A 22,158-nucleotide genomic window follows, 5' to 3' on the forward strand; every position below is an offset into this window, starting at 1 on the left:
GCGCCTTGAGAAAGGTTCGCCCCGCCAGGGAAGAAAGCCGGCGCCCTGACTAGCGGCCGCTGGCGAGCCCCAGACCCTCGTCGGTGCCCAGGTGCACGTTCATGCACTGGACCGCCGCGCCCGCCGCGCCCTTGCCCAGATTGTCCAGCCGCGCCACCAGCGTCATCCGCTCGGCATTGCCGAAGACGAAGAGATCGGCGCGGTTGGTGTCGTTGCTGGCCTGGACGTCGAAGAAGCCATTGTCCAGTTCCTCCTCGGCGGCCACCGGCGCCACGTGAATGAAGGCTTCGCCGTCATAGTGACGGGCCAGCGCCGCCTGCAGGTCGGCGGCAGTGGTACCCGGGCGCAGCTGGCTGGCGTGCAGCGGAATGGTCACCGCCAGACCCTTGAGGAAGGGGCCGACGATGGGGCTGAACACCGGCGCGGCGGCCAGGCCGCTCTGCACGCGCATTTCCGGCAGGTGCTTGTGGCCCTGGCCCATGGCATAGGGACGCGGACTCAGCAGGCGGGCGTCGCCGCCGGCTTCGTACGCGGCGATCATCTGCTTGCCGCCACCGCTGTAGCCGGTCAGGGAAAAGGCCGACAGCGGGGTATCGGGAGCCAGCAGGCCCGCGTCCACCAGCGGCCGGGCCAGCAGGATGAAGCCGGTGGCGTGGCAGCCGGGATTGGCGATGCGCTTGCTGGCGCGCAGCGCCTCGCGCTGACCGGGCGCCAGTTCCGGCAGGCCGTAGGTCCAGCTGCTGTCGGTGCGGAAGGCGGTGCTGGCGTCGATGATGCAGGTGTTGGGATTGGTCACCAGGCTCACCGCTTCGCGGGAGGCGGCATCGGGCAGGCAGAGAAAGGCCACATCGGCGGCATTGAGGAAGCGCGCGCGCTCGGCCGGGTCCTTGCGCTTGCTCTCGTCGATGCGCAGCAGTTCGATGTCCGAACGACCGGTCAGGTAGTCCAGCAGACGCAGGCCGGTGGTGCCTTCCTGGCCGTCGACGAAAACCTTTGAAGCTCATGGCGGTGCCTCTCGCGGATGGGCGCTGAAAGCCTCGATTGTAGCGATTCACGCCGACCAGGGGTACGTCGCGGCGGGAGATACAGTTCGCTCCCGATGAACCGGTGCAGAGTGGCGTCGCAGAGCGATCACCACGGGCATGTTCAGTACAGATAGACCTGCTATGAAGTTGTACGGGTACAGTATTCTCTGGCTGTAAGTGGTCTGCCTGCGCCGTACGGATGAAGCTTGAGGCTCCCTTGCTGCGCTGGAGATCGCCATGGACAGCCGGTCACTGCTTACCTCACCCACAGAATCATCGGGTTTTCGCTGCCGCTTTCACCCACTGCTCGCGCTGCTGGTCCGCTGGCACTGGCGCCTCGTCACACGCCGGCAGTTGCAGCGCCTGGACGCTCGCGCCCTGGCCGACCTGGGGCTGAATCTCGCCGATCAGTACCGGGAAGGCGGCAAACCCTTCTGGCGGGAGTGAAAATCTGCCTCGGGATGCGACTTCCTCGGGCTGGCGGTAGTCTCAGTCAGGCCTATCCAGACGGGAGTCCCCCATGAAAACCCTGCACCTGGGCGCCGCCGCGGCGCTGTTCTGCCTGTCCACCGCCGCCTCCGCGTCGAGCTTCTATGTCACCACCGACATCATCGTCAACGCCATCGATGCGACCTCGGACACCACCTCGTCCATCACCGGCTCCTTCAAGAACGACAAGCTGGTCCAGGAAGCCCGTGACGATGCGGCCACCTACGTCGGCAGCGCCGGCGACATCCGCGGCGTGCGCCTGGAAGCGGCGCTGGACCACCTGCGCAGCCAGGCGCCCGAACTGCGTCAGGCCAGCGATGACCAACTGGCCCAGGCGATTCTCGCCATCTGACGCGCAACACCGCGATACCCCCCGTACCCCGTGGCTGCTAGCCCGGAACGGGGGGCTGCGTTAGCCTTGGCGACCATCTGCCACCGGAGGGTCGCCATCCATGTATATCCGTCGTTCTGCCGCGCTGTTGCTCGGTCTCTGTCTTGCCACGCCGGTCCTGGCGTTCGACTCCACCACCGAGGGTCTGGTGAAGACCATCTATGGCACCAGCCAGATCACCACGGCGCCGTTCCAGAACAAGCTGGTCCTGGCAGCGCATGACGATGCCGCAGCCTTCGTTGCTACCGATGGCGCCCTGCGCGGCGCCCAGCTGGAGGAAACCTTCCGCGCCCTGCGCGCAGCCGATCCGGCGCTGCAGGCTTCCGACCGGGAACTCGCCGCGGCGATTCTGAGTCAGTAGTCCGTTTCAATTCCGTGACATCCCTGGAGTATCCATGCGCCGTTCCCTGCTTATCGCCGCTGCCCTGACCCTGGGCGTTTCGAGCCTGGCTCAGGCCCAGACCCTGGTGGCCACCAGTAACATCGTGGTGCGGGCGCTGCAGCGCAGCATCGACTTCACCTCCGACACCACCACCTCCATCCGCGACGCCAAGATGATCCAGGCCGCGCGTGGTGATGCCGCCAGCTTTGTCGCCAGCGACGGTGACATCCGTGGCGTCCAGCTGGAAGAAGCCTTCCGCAGCCTGCGCGACCAGTTCCCGGCCGCGCGTCAGGCCAACGACCTGCAGCTGGCCCAGGCCATCCTGGCGCTGTGAACAACCGCGCCGGCCGGCTGCGGCAGTGGCTGGTCGGCCTCGCGGCCGGCCTGGCCCTCGGCGGGGCCCAGGCCGCCCTGCACCTCGAACTCGATACCCAGGGCCTGACGCCCGCGCAGATCCAGGCCACCCAGCAGTTGCTGGATGAGGCCCAGGTGTTGCTGCCACCCAAATTCAAGGCGGCGCTGGACGAGCGCATTCCGGTGCGCTGGAGCAGCGAGCTACTGGAAGAAGCCTATGGCGAGGCGGATCGGCGCAACCTGCTGCTCAATCGTCGCCTGCTGCCCAGTCTGGTGGACGGCAGCGATACCCGCATCCAGACCGGTCGCCCCCACGGCACCCAGCACCGCGAACTGCTGGCCACGGTGCTGCACGAGCTGACCCACTTCTATGACCGCGAGCGCGTCTGGACGCCCGAGCAGCGCCAGCTGATCCTTTCCTGTGGCGGCCTGGGGCTGACCTCCGACCAGCTGCCGCTGAAATGCCAGGGCCAGGCCGGGCGCAGCTATACGCTGTCCGATGATCCGCGGCTGCTGGACCTGGCCGGTTGGCAGGTGAAGACGCGCAAGCACGGCAATCGCGAGTCGAAGAATCTCTTCATCGCGCGCAGTCCCGATCTCTATGAAGTCACCAACCCGAAGGAATTCGTGGCGGTGAACATGGAGTACTTCCTGCTCGACCCGAGCTACGCCTGCCGGCGGCCGGCGCTGCAGCGCTACTTCGCCGAGCACTTCGGCTGGTCGCCGGCGCACGATGCCTGTCCGGGGCGCTATCCCTATCTCAACGCCGGCAACGACTTCGGCGAGGCGCCCCTGGGCTGGCTCGATCCGGAGCGGGTCTATGCGGTCGACTACCTGCTGGCCGAGGGCAACGAGCAGGTCATGAGCCGCTGGGGCCACAGCATGCTGCGCCTGGTGGTCTGCGCCCCTGGTCGGCCGCGCGGCCCGGATTGCCGACTGGATCTGCAATACCATCTGGTGCTGTCGTTCCGCGCCTTCGTCAACGACGTCCAGCTCTCCAGCTGGCGCGGCCTGACCGGTTCCTACCCGTCGCGGCTGTTCGTGCTGCCGCTGGCCCAGGTGGTGGACGAGTACACCAAGGTGGAGCTGCGCGGCCTGCAATCCGTGCCGCTCAAGCTGACCCGTCCGGAGATCGCCGACTTCCTCGAACGGACCGCCCAGGTGCACTGGAGCTATGACGGCCAGTACTACTTCGTCACCAACAACTGCGCGGTGGAGACCTTCAAGCTGCTGCACGACGGGGTGGCGCGCCTGGCCGCTGCCCAGCTCGATGTCATCACCCCGACGGGTCTGATGGACGCCCTGAGGTTCAAGGACCTGGTGGACACCTCGGTACTCGACGATCCGCGCGAGGCCTTGCGCCTGGGCTATCGCTTCGACAGCTTCCGCGAGCGTTTCCAGGCGATGTTCAAGGTGGCCCGGGAGCGCCTCAAGCTGCCCCAGGCGGACGTCGAGGCCTGGCTGGCGCTGACCCCGCAGCAGCGTCGCGAGCAATTCCAGCGCGCCGACCTGCGCGCCAGTGCCGCCCTGCTGCTGCTGGAGCAGGCAGCCTATCGCCGGGCGCTGCTGCAGGCGCAGACCGAGCTCAAGGATCGCTACCTGGGTGAGGACGCGGTGGACAAGGCACGCTTTGGCAAGGCCGGCGGCGCCCTGGAGCAGATCCTCAAGGACAGCGGCTACCTGAGTCGTCCGGCCGAGTTGCTCGGCACCGACGGCTACGGTCTGCCGCAACCGGGGGAGTGGGAGCAGCTGACCGCCGAGAGTCAGAAGCGCCAGGCGCACCTGCGCAGCCTCAGGGACACCCTCAACAACGAGGTCCGCCAGCTGCTTTCGCCAGAGGCCCGCGATGGCCTGGACCTGACCGAAGCCAACCTGGATCTGCTCGGCAAGCACCTGCGCGAGCTGAACAAGGCTAGCGGCGGGTTGGAGTTGAAGTAGGGCGGTCGGGACGTTGTTGGGCTTCGCTGCGCTCAACCCGACCTACGGACCTGCGTAGGTTGGGTTGAGACGGCGCCATCATCGAAGCCCAACAGCCCCGGCAGCCGCTAGCGCTTCGGCGCCTTGCCCTGGGGTTTGGCGGGTGCCGCGGGTTGCGGGCGTTCCAGCAGGGCCAGCAGCTGTTCCGGCGGGACCTCCTGGCCGTTGAGCAGCAGCCGCCCGGCGCTGTAGTTCAGGGTGGCCACCAGATCCTCGCCTTCGGCCTTGAGCAGGCCGCTGTTCAGGCCGATGCCGGCCAGGGCTTCGGCGGTGGCCTGGGCCTGCTGCTGCATGGCTGGCTGGCTGCGCTGGGCGCCCGCCTGGAACAGGACGCCATCCACCAGGCTGCCCCGCGCCACCGACAGGCGCGCCTCGAGACCGGCCAGCAGTTGGGCCGCGAGTTGCTCCGGTGGCAGATCGTAGGTCGCCGGCTTGGCCAGGGTCAGGTCCAGACGCAGGCGGTTGCTGCCGCCGGGGGTGTCGAGACGCAGCTCGTCCACCACCAACTGGGGACGCGCGGCGAGCACATCGCCGAGATGCTGCTGCAGGGTCGCCTGGGTGGTGGGATCGAGACCTTGCTCGGTATCCAGCTGCAGGTGCTGCAACAGCGCATTGAGCTGAGCCAGGGCCGGGCTGTCAAGATTGCTGTAGTGACTGCGCAGGGTCGCCTTGCCCAGGGGCTGGCCGGCGATATCGAGCTGGCCGAGGCTGGCGTTGAGCGTGCCCGTCAGCTGCTGGCCCTGTTGTTGGGTGTCGCCCTGAAGCTGCAGATCCCGCAACTCGACCGCGGGCTTGCCGGGCATGGCCAGCAGCAGGCGGCCGAGGCGCAGCTGACCCGGGCCGAGCCAGAAGCCATCGGCATTGCGGCGATTGTCGCCGGTCAAGGCGAAGCCTTCGGTCTCCAGCTTGGCCCAGCCCTCCGGCGTGCGCACATTGAGGCTGAATTGGCCGACCGTGCTGTCCAGGCGCAGTCGGCTGGCCTCCATGTCGGTAGCGAAGGTGGCAGTCAGGCCGGAGAAGGCCACCGCGCCCTGGGGCTGGTCCAGGTGCAGGGCGGCCAGGGTCAGACCGCCGTCCACCGTGCGGTCGTAGCCCAGGGTGGCGTCGAGCCGCACGGGTTCGGCGCCCTTGGCCAGGGTGAAGAGATCGGCGGTGAGCGGCGTGCGCGCCAGGGTGAAGCGGTTGACCGCCATGACCGGCGCCAGCTGCAGGGATTTGAGGCGGGTCAGGGGGAAGGGGCCGTGCTGGATGTCGTCGAGCACCCGCAGCACTTCCACGGGCGGGCGGTCCTCGCCCTGCACAGTCAGGCTGAAGGTGGCGGTGCTGCTGAAGACACCGCGCTGCAGCTCGACCAGTTGCAGCTGCAAGGGGTACTCGGGCAGTTGCGCCTGCAGGGCCACCTGGGCCTGGCTCGCGGCCTGGCGCAATTCGCCTTCCAGCCGGGTACCGGTGTACCAGGCGCCGCCCACGGCGGTACCGACGACCACCAGGGTCACGCCGGCGAGGGTGGTAAGTAGCGGTTTCTTCATGGCGACCAAATCCCTTTGTATGAGGCACACGGCGGCGCGCGGCCGATTGGAAGCGGAGTGTACGAGAGCTCCGGGTAGATGCCGAGGGGGAGAGGCCGGGATCGGCTCGCCGGGCCGCAGACTGTGATGGCTTTCCGACGACGTCGGCGCCGAGTCGACGACCGCGGCGGTGGGTGCTAGCGTGCCGCGATCCCCACTGCCGGAACCTCCGCCATGACCGCTTTCCCGTGCCTGCCTGCCGTTTCCATCCGTTCACTGCCGGGGGTGCCGGCATGAGCAGTCAGCGTCCGGTCGATGGCCTGCAACTTCCCGCCGAACTCCTGGCCCGCGCCGAGGCGCTGCTGGCCCAGGGTGGACGTCGCCTGCTGGGCATCGCGGGCACTCCGGGCGCGGGCAAGTCGACCGTGGCCGAGTTGCTGGCGGCGGCGCTCGGCGAGCGTGCCGTGGTGGTGCCCATGGACGGCTATCACCTGGCCAATCGCGAGCTGGCGCGTCTGGATCGCGCGCAACGCAAGGGCGCGCCGGACACCTTCGATGCGCGCGGCTATCGCGCCCTGTTGCAGCGCCTGAAGACGCCGGTGGCCGGGGAAACCGTCTATGCGCCGCTGTTCAATCGCGAGATCGAAGAGCCCATTGCCAATGCCATTCCGGTCCACGCCGAGACCCAGCTGGTGATCAGCGAGGGCAACTACCTGCTGCTGACGCAGGCGCCCTGGAGCGATGTCGCCGAGGTGTTCGACGAGTGCTGGTATGTGCGCGTCGATCCCGCGGAGCGTCGCGAGCGGCTGGTCGCCCGCCACATGCATTTCGGCCGCAGCCGCGCGGACGCCGAGGCCTGGGTGGAAAGCACCGACGAGCCCAATGCGCGACTGATCGACGGCGATCGGGCGCGGGCGGATCTGGTGGTGGAGTGGCGGGGCTAGGGCACCGGGGACCCGGCTCCGCCTGCGTGTCGCCCGGGGCGCCCTGAAGGGCGGGTCAGAAACCCCCGCCGGCATCCAGCCAGGCCTGCTCCTCCGGCGTATTGAGCCGCCCCAGCGCCCGGTTGCGGTGCGGGAAGCGACCGAAGCGGGCGATCACCTCCAGGTGGGCCTCGGCATAGCGCCGGTAGTGCTCGATGCCCAGGTCCGCGAACAAGGCGAGCGAGCGCTGCTGATCGGCCAGGACTTCGGAGTGCTCGAACGGCAGATAGAAAAAGGCGCGCAACTCGGCTTCGACCTGCTGATCCAGACCGGCATCGAGCGCCTGTCGCGCCTGCTGCAGGGCCAGGCCGTCGGTGGCGAAGGCGTGGCCGCTGTGGCGGAAGATGTTGCGCGGGATCTGGTCGAGCAGCAGGCACAGGGCCAGGGCGCCTTCGGCACCTTCGATCCAGTCATCGCACTCACGGCGGCTGGCAGCGAAGTGCAAGGCCTCGAAACGCGCGCGGCACTCGGCGTCGAAGGCAGGGCCGCCATTGAACCACTGGCGCCGGCCGGCGGCGCGCCAGAAGGAGACGACTTCGGCTGGATTCATTGCTTGCTCCCTGTCTGATCGGGTTCCACGTGGAACCCCTCAGCCCCGGCCCACATAGGGCATCTTGGTCGCCATCACCGTGAGGGTCTGGACGTTGGCGTCCAGCGGCAGGCTGGCCATGTAGCGGACAGCATTGGCGACGTGCCTGACGTCCATGCGCGGCTCCACCGCGGTGCTGCCATCGGCCTGGAGCACACCGTTGGCCATGCGCTCGGTCATCTCGGTGGCGGCGTTGCCGATATCGATCTGGCCGCAGGCGATATCGAAGGCGCGGCCGTCGAGGGCCAGGGCCTTGGTCAGCCCGGCCACGGCGTGCTTGGTGGCGGTGTAGGGCGCGCTGAAGGGCCTGGGCGTGTGCGCCGAGATGGAGCCGTTGTTGATGATGCGTCCGCCACGGGGTGTCTGCGCGCGCATCAGGGCGAAGGCCGCGCGGCTGCAGAGAAAGACGCCGGTGAGGTTGGTGTTGACCGCCCGGTGCCAGGCGTCCAGATCCAGCTCGTCGATGGGCACCGCCGGGGCACCGACGCCGGCATTGTTGAACAGCAGGTCCAGGCGGCCGTAGGTGTCGCGGATGCGGGCGAACAGCGCCTCGACGCTGGCGGCATCGGTGACGTCGCAGGGTACCGCCAGGGCTTCGCCGCCCTGTTGCCGGGCTTCTTCGGCGAGCGCCTCCAGGGGTTCGGCGCGGCGGGCGGCAAGGACCACGCGGAAGCCGTCCTGCAGCAGACCGAGGGCGACAGCGCGGCCGATGCCCTGGGAGGCACCGGTGACGAGGGCGATGGGGTGGGCGGTGGTCATGGGCGGTCCTTGGGCGGGGGAGGGGCTTCCAAGGCTAGCAGGTAGGGGGGGGTGGGCGGCCCTCACCCTAGCCCTCTCCCGGGGGGAGAGGGGATGGTTGCGGTGGATTGGGAGAGGTGGGTAGTCACCCTGGGCGCGTGGACTCAGCGCAGCCTGAAGTCGGTCGCCACCAGGATCGCCTGGCCGGAGGGTCGCGCGCGCAGGCGGTCGAGGTAGGCGGCGAGGCGGGGCCAAGTCGTCTGCCAGTGGAGGTCCGGCAGGGGCTCCAGGTAGTCGAGCATGGGCGCCAGCAGGGCGTCGGGCAGGCTGAAGTCGGCGCCGCAGAGAAAGCTCTGGTCGCCCAGCTGGCGATCGAGCACGGCCAGGGTTGCGTCGACGTCGGCCAGGGCGCGCTGCTGCTCTTCCAGCGTCCGGAAGGGGGTGGGTCGTGGCCCGGCGACGCGCAGCAGATAGCGGCGGACCAGGCGGGTATCCACGGTGGTGAGCAGGGCGCTGCTCCAGGCGTCCTGCTCCGGATTGCCGCCGCGCTCCGGCGAGAGCCGACGATCGAGATGGCGGCAGATGGCGAGGGTCTCGAAGAGGCGCAGCTCGCCGTCGAGCAGCACCGGTACCTGGCCGAAGGGGTGCAGCGCCAGGTGGGCCTCGCTGTGCCAGGCGATGGCCTGGCCGTCAGGGGCGAGGCCACAGGGGAGCGCCAGGCCCTGTTCCAGGGCATGGAGGCGCACGCTGCGCACCAGGGTGCTGAAGGCGGGACCGAAGAGATAGGGCGTCATGCTGCAGGCTCCTTGCAAAGAAGGCTGCATGCTGGCAAAGGAGACCTTATGTTCAAGAACATAATCTGGAGTAGCCATGGCCTGGCCCCTTGATCAGCGCGAGCAGACCCGCCAGCGCATCCTCGACAGCGCCGCCCGCCTGTTCGCCCTCCGCGGCTTCGATGCGGTCGGACTCGATGACCTGATGGCCGATGCCGGTCTCACCCGCGGCGCCTTCTATCACCACTTCCGCACCAAGACCGAGGTCTATGACCAGGCCATCGCCTATGCTGCCCAGGTCGGCAGCGCCCGGCTCGACGGTCTCGGTAGCGAAGGCCTCGGGCAACTGGTCGAGCATTACCTGAGTCGCGAGCACGCCGAGGGCGAAGCGCTGCGCTGTCCGCTGGCCTTTCTCGCGGCCGACGTCACCCATCGGGAGGCCGCCATCCGTGGTAGCTATACCCGCTTCTTCGCGCGCTTCGTCAGCCGGCTGGAGCGGGATTTGCCAGGACCGCCGGCGCAGCGGCGCGCCCGGGCGCTGCAGCTGGCCACCACCCTGATCGGTGGTGTGGCCCTGGCGCGGGCGCTGGATGACGAGGGCCTGTCCGAGGAACTGCTGGCAGCCTGTCGCCAGGGCGCCCGGGGCCTGCTGGAAGAGGGCGATGATTTGGCAGCGGCGGCCGGCTAGGCGACACTGGCGACTCCTTCGTCCGCCGGAGTCACCCATGCAGATTCGCCCCCTCGCCGCCGCCGATTTCGACCAGGTCTGGCCGCTGATCCAGCAGGTCGCCCAGGCCCGGGAGACCTATGCCTACGACCCGGACATGAGCCGCGACGACGCCTGGCGCCTCTGGGTGGAGCTGCCGCGGGCAACCTTCGTCGCCGAGCGCGATGGCCAGATTCTCGGCAGCTACTACCTCAAGGCCAATGCCATGGGCCCGGGCGATCACGTCTGCAATTGCGGCTACATGGTCGCTCCCGCCGCCCGTGGCCAGGGCGTGGCCGGCGCCCTCTGCGAGCACTCCGTGCAGGTGGCTCGTGAACTGGGCTTCCAGGCCATGCAGTTCAACTCGGTGGTGGCCAGCAACCAGGTGGCGGTGCGGCTCTGGCAGAAGCACGGCTTCGAGATCGTCGGCACCCTGCCCAGGGCCTATCGCCATGCCAGCCTGGGGCTGGTGGATTGCCTGGTGATGTATCGCTGGCTGGCGGACTAGCGCCACTCGCTCAACACGGCCCGCAGCGAGGCCGGCAGCATGGGGCCGTGGCCCAGGCCTTCGAGCACCTCGTAGCGCACCCGGATGCCGGGGAGCTGGCCGAGGCGGTCGGCCAGGCGCCGGGTGGCATCGGCAGGGACCTCGCTCTGGAAGTGCGCGGGCAGCTCGCGTTCGGCGCCGCCCTGCAGCAGCACCAGACGGGCCGGATGGGCCTTGAAACGCTCCTTGAGCTGCTCATCACTCTGAGGTAGCACGGCGGGACTCCACCACAGCGAGGGACTCACGGCGTAGCCCTGGGCGAAGGCGTCGGGGCGGGTGAGCAGGGCGTGGAGGACGAACAGCCCGCCCAGGGAATGCCCCCAGAGCGCACGCTGGCCATGATCCAGGGGCAACTGCCGCGCCACCGCCGGCTCCAGGCGCTCCAGCAGCCAGGCGAGAAAGACGTCGGCGCCACCGGTGGCCAGCTCGCGAAAGCGTTCGCTGGTAGGCGCGGACGGCGTGTAGTCGTAGGCCCGTCCGGGGCCGTCGATGCGCTTGCCGCCCGTGTAGCCCACCGCGACCAGCACGGGCGGATGGGGCCGCCTGGCCAGGGTATCGAGCAACTCGGCGTTCAGCCCGCCCAGGGCGGCGTTGCCGTCGAGCAGGTAGAGCACCGGATAGCCGGCGGCCGGTGCCGGGGTGGCGGGTCGGGCGATCCATACCTGGTAGTGGCGGGCGCCATCGACGGAATCCAGCTGGAGTTCGCTGAAGGCATAGCCGTGGCCCGGCTGCTGCAGCACCTGGGCGTCCATGGGCTGATCGATGGGGCGGGCCTGGCCGGGAGCGGCGAGGGTGAGCAGCAGCGGCAGGGCCAGCCAGGCGCTGTGAGGGACGGAACGGAGCAAAGGCGGCATCGGCGAACAAGACTCATTTCCAATGGAGCGGTCGAGCCTACCGGTCTCTGCCCCCGCTCGCCATACTGGTCAGGATTTCCCGTTGCCAGGACATCCCATGCATCACCCTCATCTACTGTTCGATCTCGATGGCACCCTCACCGATTCGCGCCTGGGCATCACCCGGGCGATCCAGGTGGCGCTGCGCGCCGAGGGGATCGAGGAGCCCGATCTGCGCAGGCTGGAAGTCTTCATTGGCCCGCCGCTGCTGCAGAGCTTCATGACCCATTACGGCTTCGACGAGGCGCGGGCCTGGCGCGCGGTGGAGGCCTATCGGGGATATTTTCGCGCCACCGGTCTCTATGAGAACGAGGTCTATGCGGGCATCCGCGAGTTGCTGGCCGAGTTGCAGGCGGCCGGACGGCGGCTCTATCTGGTGACGGCCAAGCCGCGGGTGTTCGCCGTGGAGATCCTCAGGCACTTCGCCCTGGCGGAATTCTTCACCGCGCTGCATGGCAGCGAGCTGGATGGCACCCGCGCCGACAAGACCGAACTGCTGCGTTTCGTGCTGGAAACCGAAGGCCTGGCGCCGGAAAGCTGCCTGATGCTGGGTGACCGCGAGCACGACCTGATCGCCGCCCAGGCCAACGGCGTGGCGGCGGTGGCGCTGGGCTATGGCTTCGGCAGTCGGGAAGAGCTGGAGCGCCAGCGCCCGGCCTTTCACTTCCACAGCGTGGCGGCCCTGCGCCAGGGCTTCGGCCTCTAGCTGGGCGCACCGACCTGCGCGACGGTGGCCGGCAGGTCGTGGGGCGCGACGGGGATCAGCCGCAGGTGGCGGTCTGCACCACCAGGCTGGCGCTGGTGGTGATGGTCAGGCGCTGGGAATTGAAGTCCATGGTCATGGGGTCCTGTGGACGGACCACCCGGACGACCTGGGCACCGGCGCGCTGCCGGCCTTCCTCGGCCAGGGCCGGGGAGAGGGCCTTGCCGACCAGATCCTGGACCGCATCGGAGTTGCAACGGCCACTGCTGCTGACGGCGCCGCTCGGGGCCGAGGAGGCCGCCGCCGGGCTGCTCTGGGTTTCGTGCGAGCCGCAACCGGCCAGCAGGGTGAAGAGCGCGGCGCCAGCCAGCAGGAGGGGAGTCTTGGAGCTCATGAGTTCGCCTTTTCGATCGTGAGAGAAGGAACCTTAACCCGTACGGGCCTCCTCATGGACCCCTCAAGGGCGGGCATTGTTACAAAGCGCGATACAGAAGACGTTGAGAGACCTCGCTGACCAGTCGTCCTGCAGGGATAAAGTTAATAAAGATAACGTTCGGTAATCGGCCAGATTCAGCCCGGATGGCTTGATCCATTTCTGCCATCGACCATCATCGAGCCAGGGCCAAACCGCCCTCTGGTGACGACAACAACAACAAAGGGACACCCGCCATGTCAGCTCGCTATCCAACCACCCTCCCTCCTGACCGCTACCCGATCCGCGCCCGCTAGGCCCTGATCCGCGCGCCCCGGCGGCGCCTTCCGCTTCCCCAGTCAGGACGGTCATCTCATGTCTTTTTCGCGCTCGCTTCCGGCCCGCGCACGGGCCCGCTCGTGCCTCGCCTTTACCACGCTCGCCTTCTTGCTCGCCAGCCAGGGCCTGCTCGCCGCGCCTTCCACCACCCTGGAAAGCGCCCGGCCCAAGCCGCTCAACAGCCTGGAGACCGCGCGTCCCCTGCCGCCCGGACCGCCACGCTGGGCCGAGGACTATCGCTTTCTCGACGATCCGCAAAAGCGCACCGATCCCTTCGACGAGCTGCGCTACCAGCGCCTCGGCGACTCGGCCTGGCTGCAGACCGGCGGCGAAGCGCGCTATCGCTTCGACAGCATCCGCAATCCGGTCTTTGGCCGGCGCGGGGTGGCCACCGATCACTACATCCAGCAGCGCCTGCAGCTGCACGCCGACCTGCACCTGTTCGACGACGCCGTGCGCGCCTTCGTCCAGCTGGAAAACACCCGCGCCTGGAACAAGGCGCTCTACGGGCCCTACGACCAGAGCCGCACCGAGCTGCACCAGGCCTTCATCGACCTCAACACGCCGCTGGCCGGCGGCAAGCTGATGACCCGCATCGGTCGCCAGGAGCTGGGCTATGGCAACCAGGCCTTCGTCACCTACCGCGACGCCCGCAACATCCGCCTCAACTTCGACGGCCTGCGCCTGGCCTGGAGTCGCCCGGACGGCTACCGGCTGGACGCCTTCGGCCTGAGGCCCGTGGTGACCGGCGAAGACAGCTTCGACGATGGCTCCAACAACGCGGTCAAGTTCTATGGCCTCTACGGCACCCTGCCGCTGGCCGGGCCGCTCAAGCTGGATGTCTACGGCTTTGGCCTGGAGACCGACCAGCGCACCCTGGACGGCCTGACCGGCGCGGAAAAACGCTACACCGCCGGCTTCCGCCTGTTCGGCAACGCCGGTCCCTGGGACTGGAGCTGGGACCTGGCCGGGCAGGGCGGGCATCTGGCCGGCGCCCAGATCCGCGCCTGGGGCCTGAGCAGCGAAACCGGCTATCGCCTGGGCGGCGCCTGGAAGCCGCGGCTGGCCCTGCGGGTGGACGCCGCCAGCGGCGATCACGGGCTGGGCGACGACCGCGTCGGCACCTTCGATCCGCTCTATCCGAAGAACGGCTTCTATGGCGACTCCGGTCTCACCACCCTGGCCAACCTCTATCTGGTCGGCCCGCTGCTGACCCTGGCGCCGCGGCCGACCCTGCAGCTGGAAAGCGGGCTGTTCGGCGTCTGGCGGCAGAGCACCGAAGACGGCGTCTACCTGCCGGGCATGACCACGGTGCCGGGCACCGCGGCCAGCTCGGCGCGCAAGGCCGGCACCCTCTGGCGCAACAACCTGCGCTGGATGCCCACCGCCAACCTGACCCTGGATCTGGAATACAGCTACTTCCAGGCCGGCGCCGCCGTGCGCCAGGCCGATGGCGACGACACCAGCTTCCTGATGGTCGCCACCACCTTCCGCTTCTGAGGAGTCCACCATGCGCCTGCTCTCGACCGTTCCGCCCGGGGCCCGCCTGACCCTGCTGCTGTGCTTCATCGTCGCCCTGCTGGAGGGCATGGACCTCCAGGCCATGGGCATCGCCGCCCCGGCCATGGCCAAGGCCTTTGGCTTCCAGCCGGGGCAGATGGGCCTGGTGTTCAGCGCCAGCATCCTCGGCCTGCTGCCCGGCGCCTTCATCGGCGGCTGGTGCGCCGATCGCATCGGCCGTAAGAAGGTGCTGATCGCCTGCGTGCTGATCTTCGGGGTCTTCTCGGTGGCCACCGCCCATGTCTGGAGTCTGGAGAGCCTGCTACTGGCGCGGCTGCTCACCGGCATCGGCCTGGGCGGCGCCCTGCCCAATCTGATCGCGCTGTCCGCCGAGTCGGTGGACGAGCGCGCCCGCGCCACGGCGGTCAGCCTGATGTACTGCGGCGTGCCCCTGGGTGGCGCCCTGGCGGCGGTGGTGGGGCTGCTGGACGTCGGCCGCTGGCAGACGGTGTTTTATGTCGGCGGCCTGGCGCCGCTGCTGGTGGCGCCGCTGCTCGGACGCTACCTGGCGGAGACCGCCGGCTTTCTGCGCAATCGAGGCGGACCTCAGGCGAGCGGCTCGCGCGGGGCCTGGCTGGGCGCCATCCCGCTGTCGACCACCCTGCTGCTGTGGCTGGGCTATTTCTTCACCCTCACGGTGATGTACATGCTGCTCAACTGGCTGCCGTCGCTGCTGGTGGGCCAGGGCTTCAGCCGCGGCCAGGCGGTGGGGGTGCAGATCCTCTTCAACCTGGGCGGCGGCATCGGCTCGGTGCTGTTCGGCCTGCTCATGGATCGCTGGCGGCCACGGCTGACGGTGCTGGCCATCTACCTGGGCATCCTGCTGGGGCTGGCCGGGCTGGGTCTGGCCAAGGCCTATCCACTGGTGGCCCTGGCCGGTTTCGCCGCCGGGCTGTTCGTGGTGGGTGGCCAATTGGTGCTCTATGCCCTGGCGCCGCAGCTCTATCCGGCGGCGGTGCGGGCAACCGGAACCGGTGCGGCGGTGGCGGTCGGCCGTCTGGGCGCCATGGCCGGACCGCTGCTGGCGGGCCAGGTCCTGGCCCTGGGCGGTGGCGCGGCGACCCTGGTGGTGGCCACCACTCCGGCGGTGCTGGTGGCCGCGGGCGCGGTGCTGGCCCTGCTGCAACGGCGGACGCCGGCGCCCGCGGCGGCGGCCCGCGCCGAGGCGCCTGGTCATGCATAACGGCATGGGGGCGCTCTACGACGATGTCCTGCTGCTGGACGGCGTGCGCACGCCCTGGACCGATCTGAATGGCGCTCTGGGGCAGGTATCGCCCACCGACCTGGGCATCGCCGTGGCGCGGGCGCTGCTGGCGCGCGGGCATGCGGCCGGGGCGGTGGATTCCGTGCTGGCCGGCTCGGTGGCCCAGGCCAGCTTCGATGCCTATCTGCTGCCACGCCATATCGGCCTCTATGCCGGGGTGCCCGAGGCGGTGCCGGCGCTGCAGCTGCAGCGGGTCTGCGGCACCGGCCTGGAGCTGCTGCGCCAGGCCGGCGATCAGTTGCAGAGCGGCCAGGCCAGCCGGGTGCTGTGCGTGGCGGCCGAGTCCATGACCCGCAATCCCATCGCCGCCTATACCCACCGCAGCGGCTTTCGCCTCGGCGCGCCGGTGGAATTCCACGACTTTCTCTGGGAGGCGCTCAAGGACCCGGCGGCCGGGCTGGACATGATCGCCACCGCCGAGCGTCTGGCGCAGCGCCACGGCATCGCCCGCGAGGCCGTGGATGCCTGGGCGCTGCGCAGTTTCGAGCGGGCGCTGGCAGCCCAGCGCCAGGGCTGGTTCGCGGCAGAGATCGTGCCGGTGGCGGCGGCGCGCTTCGAGGCCGCGGGCCTGGCGCCGCGGGAGTTGCGCCTGCCGCGGGGCTGCGCGGTGGTCGAGCATGACAGCCATCCACGGGAGACCTCGCGGGAGGCCCTGGCACGGCTCGCGCCGGTGCATCCGGGCGGGGTCCAGACCGCCGGCAATAGCTGCGCGGTGGCCGACGGCGCCGCCGCCGTGCTGCTGGCGCGGGGCGCGGACGCCGCGTCGGCACGGGCACTGGCCTGGGTGCGCGGCAGTTGCGTGGTAGGCGTGCCGCCGGACGTCATGGGCAGCGGCCCGGTACCGGCCATCCAGGGCCTGCTCGAGCGCGCCGGCCTGGCGCTGGAAGCCATCGACCGCCTGGAGATCAACGAAGCCCAGGGCGCCCAGCTGCTGGCGGTGCAGCGCGCCCTGGAGCTGGATCCGGCGCGACTCAATGTGCACGGCGGCGCCATCGCCCTGGGGCATCCGCTGGCCGCCACCGGCCTGCGCCTGGCCATCACCCTGGCCCGTCAGCTGCGCGCCGAGGGGCTCAGGTACGGGGTAGCGGCGGTGTGCATCGGCGGTGGGCAGGGGATGGCGGTGCTGCTGGAGAATCCGGGGTGGCGGGGGTAGGGCGGAACAGCAGGGTTTCGATCGCGCCGAAGCCTAGCCTCTCCCTCGGGGGAGAGGCTAGGCTTCGGCGTGTTGGGCTTCGCGGGGCTCAGCCCAACCTACCGATGGCGCACGTCGCGCCTGACAGCCCCCTCTCCCTCGGGGAGAGGGTTGGGGTGAGGGTAGCTTTCCACCCAACCTACGAAGGCTCCACCGGCGGCACGACCAGGGGCGGGAAATGGATGGCCACCCGCAGGCCCTGGCCACCTGCCGCGGTCGCCAGTTCGATGCCGGCATCGTGGGCGGTGGCGATGTCGCGGACGATGGCCAGGCCCAGGCCGGTGCCATGGATGCCGCTGTCGAGGCGATAGAAGCGCTCGAAGATGCGTTCGCGCTCCGCCTCGGGAATGCCCGGGCCGTCGTCTTCCACCTCCAGTACCGTGGCCCCGGCCTGGCCACGCAGCCGCACCGTGACCTGACCGCCGCGCGGACTGTATCTGAGGGCGTTGTCGACCAGGTTGTCGAGCAGGTCGCGCAGCTGGAAGGCATTGCCCTGCACGGTCTGCGGCTCCAGTTCGTAGCCCAGGTCGATGCCGTGGCCATCGGCCTGGGACAGCTGGCTGGGCATGGCTGCGCCGATCAGTTCGTCCAGCCGCAGGGGCCCGCGCGGCGGGCTTTCCAGCCGCGCGGTGGCGGCGCGGGCCAGGGTCAGCAACTGGTTGGTCTGGCGGGTCATGCGCTCGGTGGCGGCCTGGAGTTGCGCCAGGGCGGCGGCGCTTTCGGCATCGCCGGCATGGCGCTGGCGCAGCCACTGGGTCAGGGTGCTGATGCCGGCCAGCGGGGTGCGCAGCTGGTGGGCCATGTCGTCGAGAAAGGCGCGCTGGTTGCGCGCGCCCTCGCGGATGCGCAGCAGCAGACCGTTGAGCGCGGTGACGAAGGTGCCCAGTTCGCGCGGCGCGCCCTCTTCGCGCAGCGGCGCCAGGTCATCGTAGTGGCGGCTGTCGAGCTGACGCTCCAGCCGTTCCAGGGGCTTGAGGCCCCGGCGTACCGCCCAGAGCAGCTGGGCGGCGATCAGCAGGGCGACCAGGATCTGCACCGCCACCAGGGTCAGCACCATGCGCTGCAGGGCGGCGGTGTGGCGACTCAGGGTCTGGGCCACGCTGGCCACCACCGGTTGCCCGGCCACCACGCCCAGGCGGCCGACCATGAACACCGAGCGATCGTTGATGCGGGTGCGCAGGGCGGTGGTATGGCCGTCGCGCATCTCGTCGGTGATCTCCTGGACCGGCATGGCGGCATCGCCGAACAGCAGCTGGCCGTCGAGGCTGCGCACTGCCAGCCAGACGTGGTCGTGGCTGTTGTGGCGCAGCAGGTAGTCGGCTTCCGTCGGTAGCCACAGGCGGCCGTTGCCATCCACTTCCAGCTGTTCGAGCAGCAGGATCGCCGCATCGGTGAGATCGCCGTCCAGGGCGCTGAACGCCGGTTTGCGGGCGAACTGGTAGCTGACCACGGCGCCGCCGAGATTGACCAGCAGCACCGGCAGCACCAGCCATTTCAGCAGCCGCCGGCGCAGGCTGGGCGCGGTGGCGGTCATGGCGCGGCTTCTTCCAGGCGATAGCCGAAGCCGCGCACGGTGCGGATGCCGACCCCGGAGTCGGCCAGTTTCAACCGTAGCCGCGAGACGTAGACCTCCACGGCGTTGTGGGTCAGGTCCTCGCTGCCCCAGGGGGCCAGGGCGTCGATGATCTGCTGCTTGGAGACCACCTTGCCGGCCTGGCGCAGCAGGTGTTCGAGCACCGCCCACTCGCGGGCCGAGAGATCCAGCGGGGTGTCGCCGAGGCGCGCCTGGTGGGCGGCGGTGTCCAGGCGCAGGGCGCCGAGGGCGAGGTCGGCGCTGTTCTGGCCACCGGCGCGGCGGACCAGCGCCTTGATCCGCGCCACCAGCTCGGGCACGGCGAAGGGCTTGACCAGGTAGTCGTCGGCGCCCACCTCGAAGCCGTGCACCCGGTCGTCGATGGCGTCGCGGGCGGTGAGCAGCAGCACCGGCTGATCGCTGCCACGCTGGCGCAGGCGGCGGACCACCTCGAAGCCGTCCAGGCCACCGGGCAGGCCGATGTCCAGCACCACCACGGCGAAGCGGGTGGTACGCAGCCAGGCGTCGGCCTCGGCGCCGTTGCGCAGGAGGTCGACCTGCATGCCATGGCCTTCCAGGACGCGGCGGATGCCGTCGGCCAGGGTGGCGTCATCTTCGACGAGCAGGATGTGCATGGGGAGTCCTCGGATTCAACGCGGTTCGGTCGCCGTGCCGCCGATTATGCACAGGCTCTCAGCGGGGCAGGGTGCAGAAATCGCCCAGCGCCCGCACCAGGGCCAGGCGGTGGAGAGCATCGGGGTGTGCGGTGGCGAGATGGGCGGCGAGGGCGCGATCCAGCTGCGCCGGGCAGTCCGCGGCGGCGCGCACTTCGCCGGTGGCGGCGAGACCGCCGAGCAGCCTGGCCTGGAGTTCGTTCAGCTGGGTCCTGAGTGCCGTTAGGTCCGTCGTGCTGGCGGGCAGCGGCTGTTCGTTGCGCCGCCAGGCCTGCAGCAGGCCGTATTGCACCAGCTTGTTGGCTTCCATCTGGGCGGCGAAAAAAATCTGGGCGGTGGCCGGGGAGACGCTGGCAGCGGGCGCGGCCTGGGCGACGTCCTGCAGCACCTGGCGTTCGCGGACTTCGTCCAGCACCGGCTTGCCGCTGTCGTGCTTGCTGCGGGCGACCTGATCGGCCAGCGTCAGGCGCTGGGCCATGGCGTCCAGCAGGGCCGGCAGCGGCACCGCCGCGGCCTGGGCGCCGAGGGCGATACTCAAGAGCGGCAGGAAGAGCCAGCGAGCACCCGACATGACGGACCTCCAGGACAGGGAAAAGGGCACCGAAGCTCGCACGGGGCCGCGGAGTGGTCAAGATGAGAGATGGCAGGGCGGTTGCGCGGGAATGAGGGAGAGGGGTGGCCCTCACCCCAGCCCTCTCCCCGAGGGAGAGGGGGCGGATCGGGCGTCCTGCGTAGGGTGGAAAACCGCGGAGCGTTTTCCACGCGGGTGCCGTGCCTCCGTGGATGAGGCTGCGCCGTCATCCACGCTACGGGATCGACCGCAGGCGGTAGGTTCTGGCGGAGTCGAGCCTATGCCGGTGGCTTCGGGCGGAGCGGTTCCCTCACCCCAACCCTCTCCCAGGGAGAGAGGGGGCGGCGCGGGCGTCCGGCGAGGGTGGAAAACCGCGGAGCGTTTTCCACGCGGGTGCCGTGCCTCCGTGGATGAGGCTGCGCCGTCATCCACGCTACGGGATGGACCGCAGGCGGTAGGTTCTGGCGGAGTCGAGCCTATGCCGGTGGCTTCGGGCGGAGCGGTTCCCTCACTCCAACCTTCTCCCAGGGGGAGAGGGGGCGGAGCGAGCGTCCGACGTAGATACCGTCTTCGCCCCTCAGTGTGCAATCGCTAAAGCAGGGTCGAAAGGCTTGCCCGATTTGAGCACGCCATAGGCGATGGTCAGCAGCTTGCGCATGGCGGCGCAGACGGTTTGTTTACCTTTCTTCCCTCTGGTTTTCAGACGCTCGGCTTGCGCCTTGATAGCCGGGTTGTAGGTCAGCGCCACGACGGCGGGTAGGTATAGCGCACTTCGTAAGCGGACCGATCCCATGCGCGAGATGCCGGTATGGCCGCGGTAAAGACCTGATTCCTGTAGGCGTGGGTTCAAACCGGCAAAGGCGGTCACGGCGCGGGCATCAGCGAAGCGACCGATATCGCCGAGCTCCGCCAGGATCAGGGCGGCGGTCTTGTCGGCGATACCGTCTATGCTCACCAGCAGATCACGTTTGCCGCTCAGGTCCGGGTCATCGTCGATATGCCGTTTGATCTGTTCGAGCGTCCAGGCGATCTGCTCATCGAGCCGCTGCACGACCGCTCGAATCGAGTCCTGGACTTTTTCCGGGCTGACCTCGAGCCGATTGAGCTCCATCTGCCGTAGCGATTGGAGATCCTCCAGGCGCCGGGTCAGCGCGCGAAGCGTGCGGATGGACACAGGCTCCGGGTGCCAGGCCCGCAGGCTGTCTTCATGCCGCTGGCCATAGGTGGCGATCAGCTTGGCGTCGAGTTTGTCCGTCTTGCTGCGCTGCAACTGGCTTTGCGCATAGCGAGCGATCTGTGCCGGATTGAGCACGGCGATTCGGTAGCCCAGCGCATGGAAATGCTCGGCGAGCGCTTCGTGATAGGTGCCCGTGGCCTCCATCACGATCCAAGCGCCTGGCTCGGCATGCTGTTGCAGCCAGTCGGCAAAGACCGCGAAGCCTGACGGATCGTTGCTCAGCCTGCCCTTGGTCCGGTGCTTGCCATTGGATTGCAGGACCGCCAGATCGAAGCTGCGCTTGGCGATATCAACACCGATTACGGCCATGATGTCTCCTCCTTCAGATGCGACACGATCACGTCATCCCGTCCAACCTTGTGCAATACGAGCTCTGGAGGCTCTAGATACCGTTCGGACTCGGGGATGGGTGTGGAGGAGGCAGCCTATCTACGTTGCAAGCTCAAAGGCTTAAGGGTGGACACGGCCTGCCATCCTCCCCCGATGATCAGTCGGGGACTATGCCCCCTGAGGAGGCTGTCGTCGAGATACAAGGGTGGAAAACCGCGGAGCGTTTTCCACGCGGGTGCCGTGCCTCTGTGGATGAGGCTAGGCCTCCTGCGTCGCCCGTACCTCGGCGGTCAGGGCCTGGAGGCGGGCGTCGAGGGCGGTCAGGGCGCCGGCGTCGGCGGCGGTGTCCAGGCTCAGGCGCAGGGCGGCCAGCACCAGCAGCTCGATGGCATCACCGCGGCGGCGATCGCCCTGGATGGCGACCAGTTCGTCGCGCAGGCGGGCGGCGGCCTGTTGCAGGGCGGCGCGGTCGCCTTCGGCCACCTTGAAACGGTAGCGGCGACCAAGCACCTCCACCTCGTCGTCCGCGTTGGCGGTCGTCACTCGACGCTGGCCGCGTGGCGCTGCTCGGCGTCGGCGGCTACCGCCTGCTCGACGGACTGGGCGGAGAGCAGGGCCAGCAGGCCTTCCACGCGCTGGCGGGTGCTGGCGCCGTGTTCTTCCTGCTCCAGCAGACTCAGTTGCAGGGTGTCGTTTTCCTCGCGCGCGGCCAGCAGGGCCTGCTCCAGCTCCTGGGTGCGGGCGGTCAGGCGCTGGTTGTGCTGCAGCAGGCCGCGGATGGCGGTTTCCAGTTCGCTCAGGGTGTTGTCCAGCATGGGCGCGGTCGTCTCTCGTGTCAGGTTCGGGACTGCCAAGGCGGCAGGGGTCAGCATTCTAGGCCTCCCACCGACCACCGGCACCCCCTTCGTCACGGTCTAAGCCCTTGTTTTGCCAAGAGGTTCACGGGGG

Annotated in this window: 24 protein-coding genes and 1 pseudogene; 12 read left to right on the forward strand and 13 right to left on the reverse strand. The window is 69.1% G+C overall.

Translation table 11 applies throughout. From position 1 onward, the window contains the following. Positions 1 to 49: 49 nt before the first annotated feature. Positions 50 to 985: pseudogene (gene argC / locus QE444_RS03320) on the reverse strand (N-acetyl-gamma-glutamyl-phosphate reductase); the annotation flags it as partial. 277 nt (positions 986 to 1,262) lie between these two features. On the opposite strand from argC, the gene QE444_RS03325 reads away from it, so the two are divergent. From QE444_RS03325 to QE444_RS03345, 5 genes are all read left to right on the forward strand, one after another. After that, the gene (locus QE444_RS03325) at positions 1,263 to 1,472 is read left to right on the forward strand and encodes a DUF1127 domain-containing protein (protein WP_309737345.1); all 210 of its coding nucleotides are present in this window, start codon (positions 1,263 to 1,265) and stop codon (positions 1,470 to 1,472) included. A gap of 73 nt (positions 1,473 to 1,545) precedes the next feature. Further along, a complete protein-coding gene (locus QE444_RS03330; protein WP_007160027.1) occupies positions 1,546 to 1,866 on the forward strand; it encodes a DUF2388 domain-containing protein in 321 nt (106 codons plus the stop codon). 100 nt (positions 1,867 to 1,966) lie between these two features. Next, on the forward strand, positions 1,967 to 2,266 hold the full coding sequence (locus QE444_RS03335) for a DUF2388 domain-containing protein (RefSeq protein WP_280310006.1): 300 nt from the start codon (positions 1,967 to 1,969) through the stop codon (positions 2,264 to 2,266). Positions 2,267 to 2,300: 34 nt separating this feature from the next. Then, the gene (locus tag QE444_RS03340) at positions 2,301 to 2,621 is read left to right on the forward strand and encodes a DUF2388 domain-containing protein (protein ID WP_133860126.1); all 321 of its coding nucleotides are present in this window, start codon (positions 2,301 to 2,303) and stop codon (positions 2,619 to 2,621) included. Next, positions 2,618 to 4,579: a DUF4105 domain-containing protein gene (locus QE444_RS03345; RefSeq protein WP_405046401.1), complete on the forward strand. Its 1,962-nt coding sequence runs from the start codon at positions 2,618 to 2,620 to the stop codon at positions 4,577 to 4,579. Before QE444_RS03340 ends, QE444_RS03345 begins: the two co-directional genes overlap by 4 nt. 107 nt (positions 4,580 to 4,686) lie before the next feature. Here QE444_RS03345 and QE444_RS03350 read toward each other — a convergent pair whose 3' ends face one another. Beyond that, positions 4,687 to 6,147, reverse strand: a complete 1,461-nt coding sequence (locus tag QE444_RS03350) for a YdgA family protein (protein ID WP_309737346.1) — start codon at positions 6,145 to 6,147, stop codon at positions 4,687 to 4,689. Between the two features lie 272 nt (positions 6,148 to 6,419). Here QE444_RS03350 and QE444_RS03355 point away from each other — a divergent pair, with 272 nt between their 5' ends. Further along, positions 6,420 to 7,070 (forward strand): nucleoside/nucleotide kinase family protein, encoded by a 651-nt coding sequence (locus QE444_RS03355; protein WP_273863184.1) that lies wholly within the window; start codon positions 6,420 to 6,422, stop codon positions 7,068 to 7,070. 55 nt (positions 7,071 to 7,125) lie between these two features. On the opposite strand, the gene QE444_RS03360 is transcribed toward QE444_RS03355, so the two are convergent. The 3 genes from QE444_RS03360 to QE444_RS03370 all read right to left on the reverse strand — a co-directional run bounded on the left by QE444_RS03360 (position 7,126) and on the right by QE444_RS03370 (position 9,230). Continuing rightward, positions 7,126 to 7,659: a DUF924 family protein gene (locus QE444_RS03360; RefSeq protein WP_187980826.1), complete on the reverse strand. Its 534-nt coding sequence runs from the start codon at positions 7,657 to 7,659 to the stop codon at positions 7,126 to 7,128. Positions 7,660 to 7,698: 39 nt separating this feature from the next. After that, complete coding sequence (locus QE444_RS03365) at positions 7,699 to 8,457, reverse strand: SDR family oxidoreductase (protein ID WP_309737347.1); 759 nt, start codon at positions 8,455 to 8,457, stop codon at positions 7,699 to 7,701. A 143-nt stretch (positions 8,458 to 8,600) separates the two neighbouring features. Continuing rightward, positions 8,601 to 9,230 (reverse strand): glutathione S-transferase family protein, encoded by a 630-nt coding sequence (locus QE444_RS03370; RefSeq protein ID WP_309737348.1) that lies wholly within the window; start codon positions 9,228 to 9,230, stop codon positions 8,601 to 8,603. Positions 9,231 to 9,306: 76 nt separating this feature from the next. Here QE444_RS03370 and QE444_RS03375 point away from each other — a divergent pair, with 76 nt between their 5' ends. Together QE444_RS03375 and QE444_RS03380 are read left to right on the forward strand one after the other, a co-directional pair. Next, positions 9,307 to 9,897 carry a TetR family transcriptional regulator gene (locus QE444_RS03375; RefSeq protein ID WP_309737349.1) on the forward strand — a complete coding sequence of 197 codons (591 nt, stop codon included), beginning with the start codon at positions 9,307 to 9,309 and terminating at the stop codon, positions 9,895 to 9,897. A 37-nt stretch (positions 9,898 to 9,934) separates the two neighbouring features. Next, entirely contained in the window at positions 9,935 to 10,423 is a 489-nt protein-coding gene (locus tag QE444_RS03380; protein ID WP_133860343.1) for a GNAT family N-acetyltransferase, read from the forward strand. Here QE444_RS03380 and QE444_RS03385 read toward each other — a convergent pair. Continuing rightward, positions 10,420 to 11,316 (reverse strand): alpha/beta hydrolase-fold protein, encoded by an 897-nt coding sequence (locus tag QE444_RS03385; RefSeq protein ID WP_309737350.1) that lies wholly within the window; start codon positions 11,314 to 11,316, stop codon positions 10,420 to 10,422. The two genes, QE444_RS03380 and QE444_RS03385, sit on opposite strands and share 4 nt — an antisense overlap. A gap of 97 nt (positions 11,317 to 11,413) precedes the next feature. On the opposite strand from QE444_RS03385, the gene QE444_RS03390 reads away from it, so the two are divergent. After that, the gene (locus tag QE444_RS03390; protein ID WP_273863189.1) at positions 11,414 to 12,061 is read left to right on the forward strand and encodes an HAD hydrolase-like protein; all 648 of its coding nucleotides are present in this window, start codon (positions 11,414 to 11,416) and stop codon (positions 12,059 to 12,061) included. Between the two features lie 55 nt (positions 12,062 to 12,116). Here QE444_RS03390 and QE444_RS03395 read toward each other — a convergent pair whose 3' ends face one another. Further along, on the reverse strand, positions 12,117 to 12,452 hold the full coding sequence (locus QE444_RS03395) for an I78 family peptidase inhibitor (RefSeq protein WP_027598593.1): 336 nt from the start codon (positions 12,450 to 12,452) through the stop codon (positions 12,117 to 12,119). Between the two features lie 393 nt (positions 12,453 to 12,845). Here QE444_RS03395 and QE444_RS03400 point away from each other — a divergent pair, with 393 nt between their 5' ends. Genes QE444_RS03400 through QE444_RS03410 form a run of 3 tightly spaced genes read left to right on the forward strand, consistent with a single transcriptional unit; the run spans position 12,846 to position 16,786 of the window. After that, positions 12,846 to 14,309: an alginate export family protein gene (locus QE444_RS03400; protein ID WP_309737351.1), complete on the forward strand. Its 1,464-nt coding sequence runs from the start codon at positions 12,846 to 12,848 to the stop codon at positions 14,307 to 14,309. Between the two features lie 10 nt (positions 14,310 to 14,319). Further along, on the forward strand, positions 14,320 to 15,552 hold the full coding sequence (mhpT, locus tag QE444_RS03405; RefSeq protein WP_309737352.1) for a 3-(3-hydroxy-phenyl)propionate transporter MhpT: 1,233 nt from the start codon (positions 14,320 to 14,322) through the stop codon (positions 15,550 to 15,552). Further along, on the forward strand, positions 15,545 to 16,786 hold the full coding sequence (locus QE444_RS03410; RefSeq protein ID WP_309737353.1) for a thiolase family protein: 1,242 nt from the start codon (positions 15,545 to 15,547) through the stop codon (positions 16,784 to 16,786). The genes mhpT and QE444_RS03410 overlap by 8 nt, the downstream gene beginning before the upstream one ends. 178 nt (positions 16,787 to 16,964) lie before the next feature. Here the strand turns inward: QE444_RS03410 and QE444_RS03415 are convergent, their stop codons facing one another. From QE444_RS03415 to QE444_RS03440, 6 genes are all read right to left on the reverse strand, one after another. Beyond that, positions 16,965 to 18,359 carry an ATP-binding protein gene (locus QE444_RS03415; RefSeq protein WP_309737354.1) on the reverse strand — a complete coding sequence of 465 codons (1,395 nt, stop codon included), beginning with the start codon at positions 18,357 to 18,359 and terminating at the stop codon, positions 16,965 to 16,967. Beyond that, positions 18,356 to 19,033 carry a response regulator transcription factor gene (locus tag QE444_RS03420; protein ID WP_133860350.1) on the reverse strand — a complete coding sequence of 226 codons (678 nt, stop codon included), beginning with the start codon at positions 19,031 to 19,033 and terminating at the stop codon, positions 18,356 to 18,358. Before QE444_RS03420 ends, QE444_RS03415 begins: the two co-directional genes overlap by 4 nt. 58 nt (positions 19,034 to 19,091) lie before the next feature. Further along, on the reverse strand, positions 19,092 to 19,643 hold the full coding sequence (locus QE444_RS03425; RefSeq protein ID WP_309737355.1) for a chorismate mutase: 552 nt from the start codon (positions 19,641 to 19,643) through the stop codon (positions 19,092 to 19,094). 577 nt (positions 19,644 to 20,220) lie between these two features. Next, a complete protein-coding gene (locus tag QE444_RS03430; RefSeq protein ID WP_309737356.1) occupies positions 20,221 to 21,189 on the reverse strand; it encodes an IS110 family transposase in 969 nt (322 codons plus the stop codon). 279 nt (positions 21,190 to 21,468) lie between these two features. Next, complete coding sequence (gene zapA / locus QE444_RS03435) at positions 21,469 to 21,753, reverse strand: cell division protein ZapA (RefSeq protein ID WP_158889594.1); 285 nt, start codon at positions 21,751 to 21,753, stop codon at positions 21,469 to 21,471. Further along, the gene (locus tag QE444_RS03440; RefSeq protein ID WP_133860353.1) at positions 21,750 to 22,025 is read right to left on the reverse strand and encodes a hypothetical protein; all 276 of its coding nucleotides are present in this window, start codon (positions 22,023 to 22,025) and stop codon (positions 21,750 to 21,752) included. Before QE444_RS03440 ends, zapA begins: the two co-directional genes overlap by 4 nt. Positions 22,026 to 22,158: the final 133 nt, after the last annotated feature.

The sequence above is a fragment of the Pseudomonas sp. SORGH_AS_0199 genome (assembly GCF_031453735.1).
Classification (GTDB): Bacteria; Pseudomonadota; Gammaproteobacteria; order Pseudomonadales; family Pseudomonadaceae; genus Chryseomonas; species Chryseomonas aestiva.

What these genes read in the sequence shown, in the direction of transcription:
- QE444_RS03385 (WP_309737350.1), bottom strand. Translation starts at nt 11,316, where the DNA reads ATGCCGCCTTTGCTCCGTTCCGTCCCTCACAGCGCCTGGCTGGCCCTG.
- QE444_RS03420 (WP_133860350.1), bottom strand. Translation starts at nt 19,033, where the DNA reads ATGCACATCCTGCTCGTCGAAGATGACGCCACCCTGGCCGACGGCATC.
- QE444_RS03410 (WP_309737353.1), top strand. Translation starts at nt 15,545, where the DNA reads ATGCATAACGGCATGGGGGCGCTCTACGACGATGTCCTGCTGCTGGAC.
- QE444_RS03325 (WP_309737345.1), top strand. Translation starts at nt 1,263, where the DNA reads ATGGACAGCCGGTCACTGCTTACCTCACCCACAGAATCATCGGGTTTT.
- QE444_RS03365 (WP_309737347.1), bottom strand. Translation starts at nt 8,457, where the DNA reads ATGACCACCGCCCACCCCATCGCCCTCGTCACCGGTGCCTCCCAGGGC.
- mhpT (WP_309737352.1), top strand. Translation starts at nt 14,320, where the DNA reads ATGCGCCTGCTCTCGACCGTTCCGCCCGGGGCCCGCCTGACCCTGCTG.
- QE444_RS03380 (WP_133860343.1), top strand. Translation starts at nt 9,935, where the DNA reads ATGCAGATTCGCCCCCTCGCCGCCGCCGATTTCGACCAGGTCTGGCCG.
- QE444_RS03430 (WP_309737356.1), bottom strand. Translation starts at nt 21,189, where the DNA reads ATGGCCGTAATCGGTGTTGATATCGCCAAGCGCAGCTTCGATCTGGCG.
- QE444_RS03395 (WP_027598593.1), bottom strand. Translation starts at nt 12,452, where the DNA reads ATGAGCTCCAAGACTCCCCTCCTGCTGGCTGGCGCCGCGCTCTTCACC.
- QE444_RS03370 (WP_309737348.1), bottom strand. Translation starts at nt 9,230, where the DNA reads ATGACGCCCTATCTCTTCGGTCCCGCCTTCAGCACCCTGGTGCGCAGC.
- QE444_RS03400 (WP_309737351.1), top strand. Translation starts at nt 12,846, where the DNA reads ATGTCTTTTTCGCGCTCGCTTCCGGCCCGCGCACGGGCCCGCTCGTGC.
- QE444_RS03375 (WP_309737349.1), top strand. Translation starts at nt 9,307, where the DNA reads ATGGCCTGGCCCCTTGATCAGCGCGAGCAGACCCGCCAGCGCATCCTC.
- QE444_RS03425 (WP_309737355.1), bottom strand. Translation starts at nt 19,643, where the DNA reads ATGTCGGGTGCTCGCTGGCTCTTCCTGCCGCTCTTGAGTATCGCCCTC.
- QE444_RS03330 (WP_007160027.1), top strand. Translation starts at nt 1,546, where the DNA reads ATGAAAACCCTGCACCTGGGCGCCGCCGCGGCGCTGTTCTGCCTGTCC.
- QE444_RS03340 (WP_133860126.1), top strand. Translation starts at nt 2,301, where the DNA reads ATGCGCCGTTCCCTGCTTATCGCCGCTGCCCTGACCCTGGGCGTTTCG.
- QE444_RS03360 (WP_187980826.1), bottom strand. Translation starts at nt 7,659, where the DNA reads ATGAATCCAGCCGAAGTCGTCTCCTTCTGGCGCGCCGCCGGCCGGCGC.
- QE444_RS03355 (WP_273863184.1), top strand. Translation starts at nt 6,420, where the DNA reads ATGAGCAGTCAGCGTCCGGTCGATGGCCTGCAACTTCCCGCCGAACTC.
- QE444_RS03440 (WP_133860353.1), bottom strand. Translation starts at nt 22,025, where the DNA reads ATGCTGGACAACACCCTGAGCGAACTGGAAACCGCCATCCGCGGCCTG.
- QE444_RS03350 (WP_309737346.1), bottom strand. Translation starts at nt 6,147, where the DNA reads ATGAAGAAACCGCTACTTACCACCCTCGCCGGCGTGACCCTGGTGGTC.
- QE444_RS03335 (WP_280310006.1), top strand. Translation starts at nt 1,967, where the DNA reads ATGTATATCCGTCGTTCTGCCGCGCTGTTGCTCGGTCTCTGTCTTGCC.
- QE444_RS03390 (WP_273863189.1), top strand. Translation starts at nt 11,414, where the DNA reads ATGCATCACCCTCATCTACTGTTCGATCTCGATGGCACCCTCACCGAT.
- QE444_RS03415 (WP_309737354.1), bottom strand. Translation starts at nt 18,359, where the DNA reads ATGACCGCCACCGCGCCCAGCCTGCGCCGGCGGCTGCTGAAATGGCTG.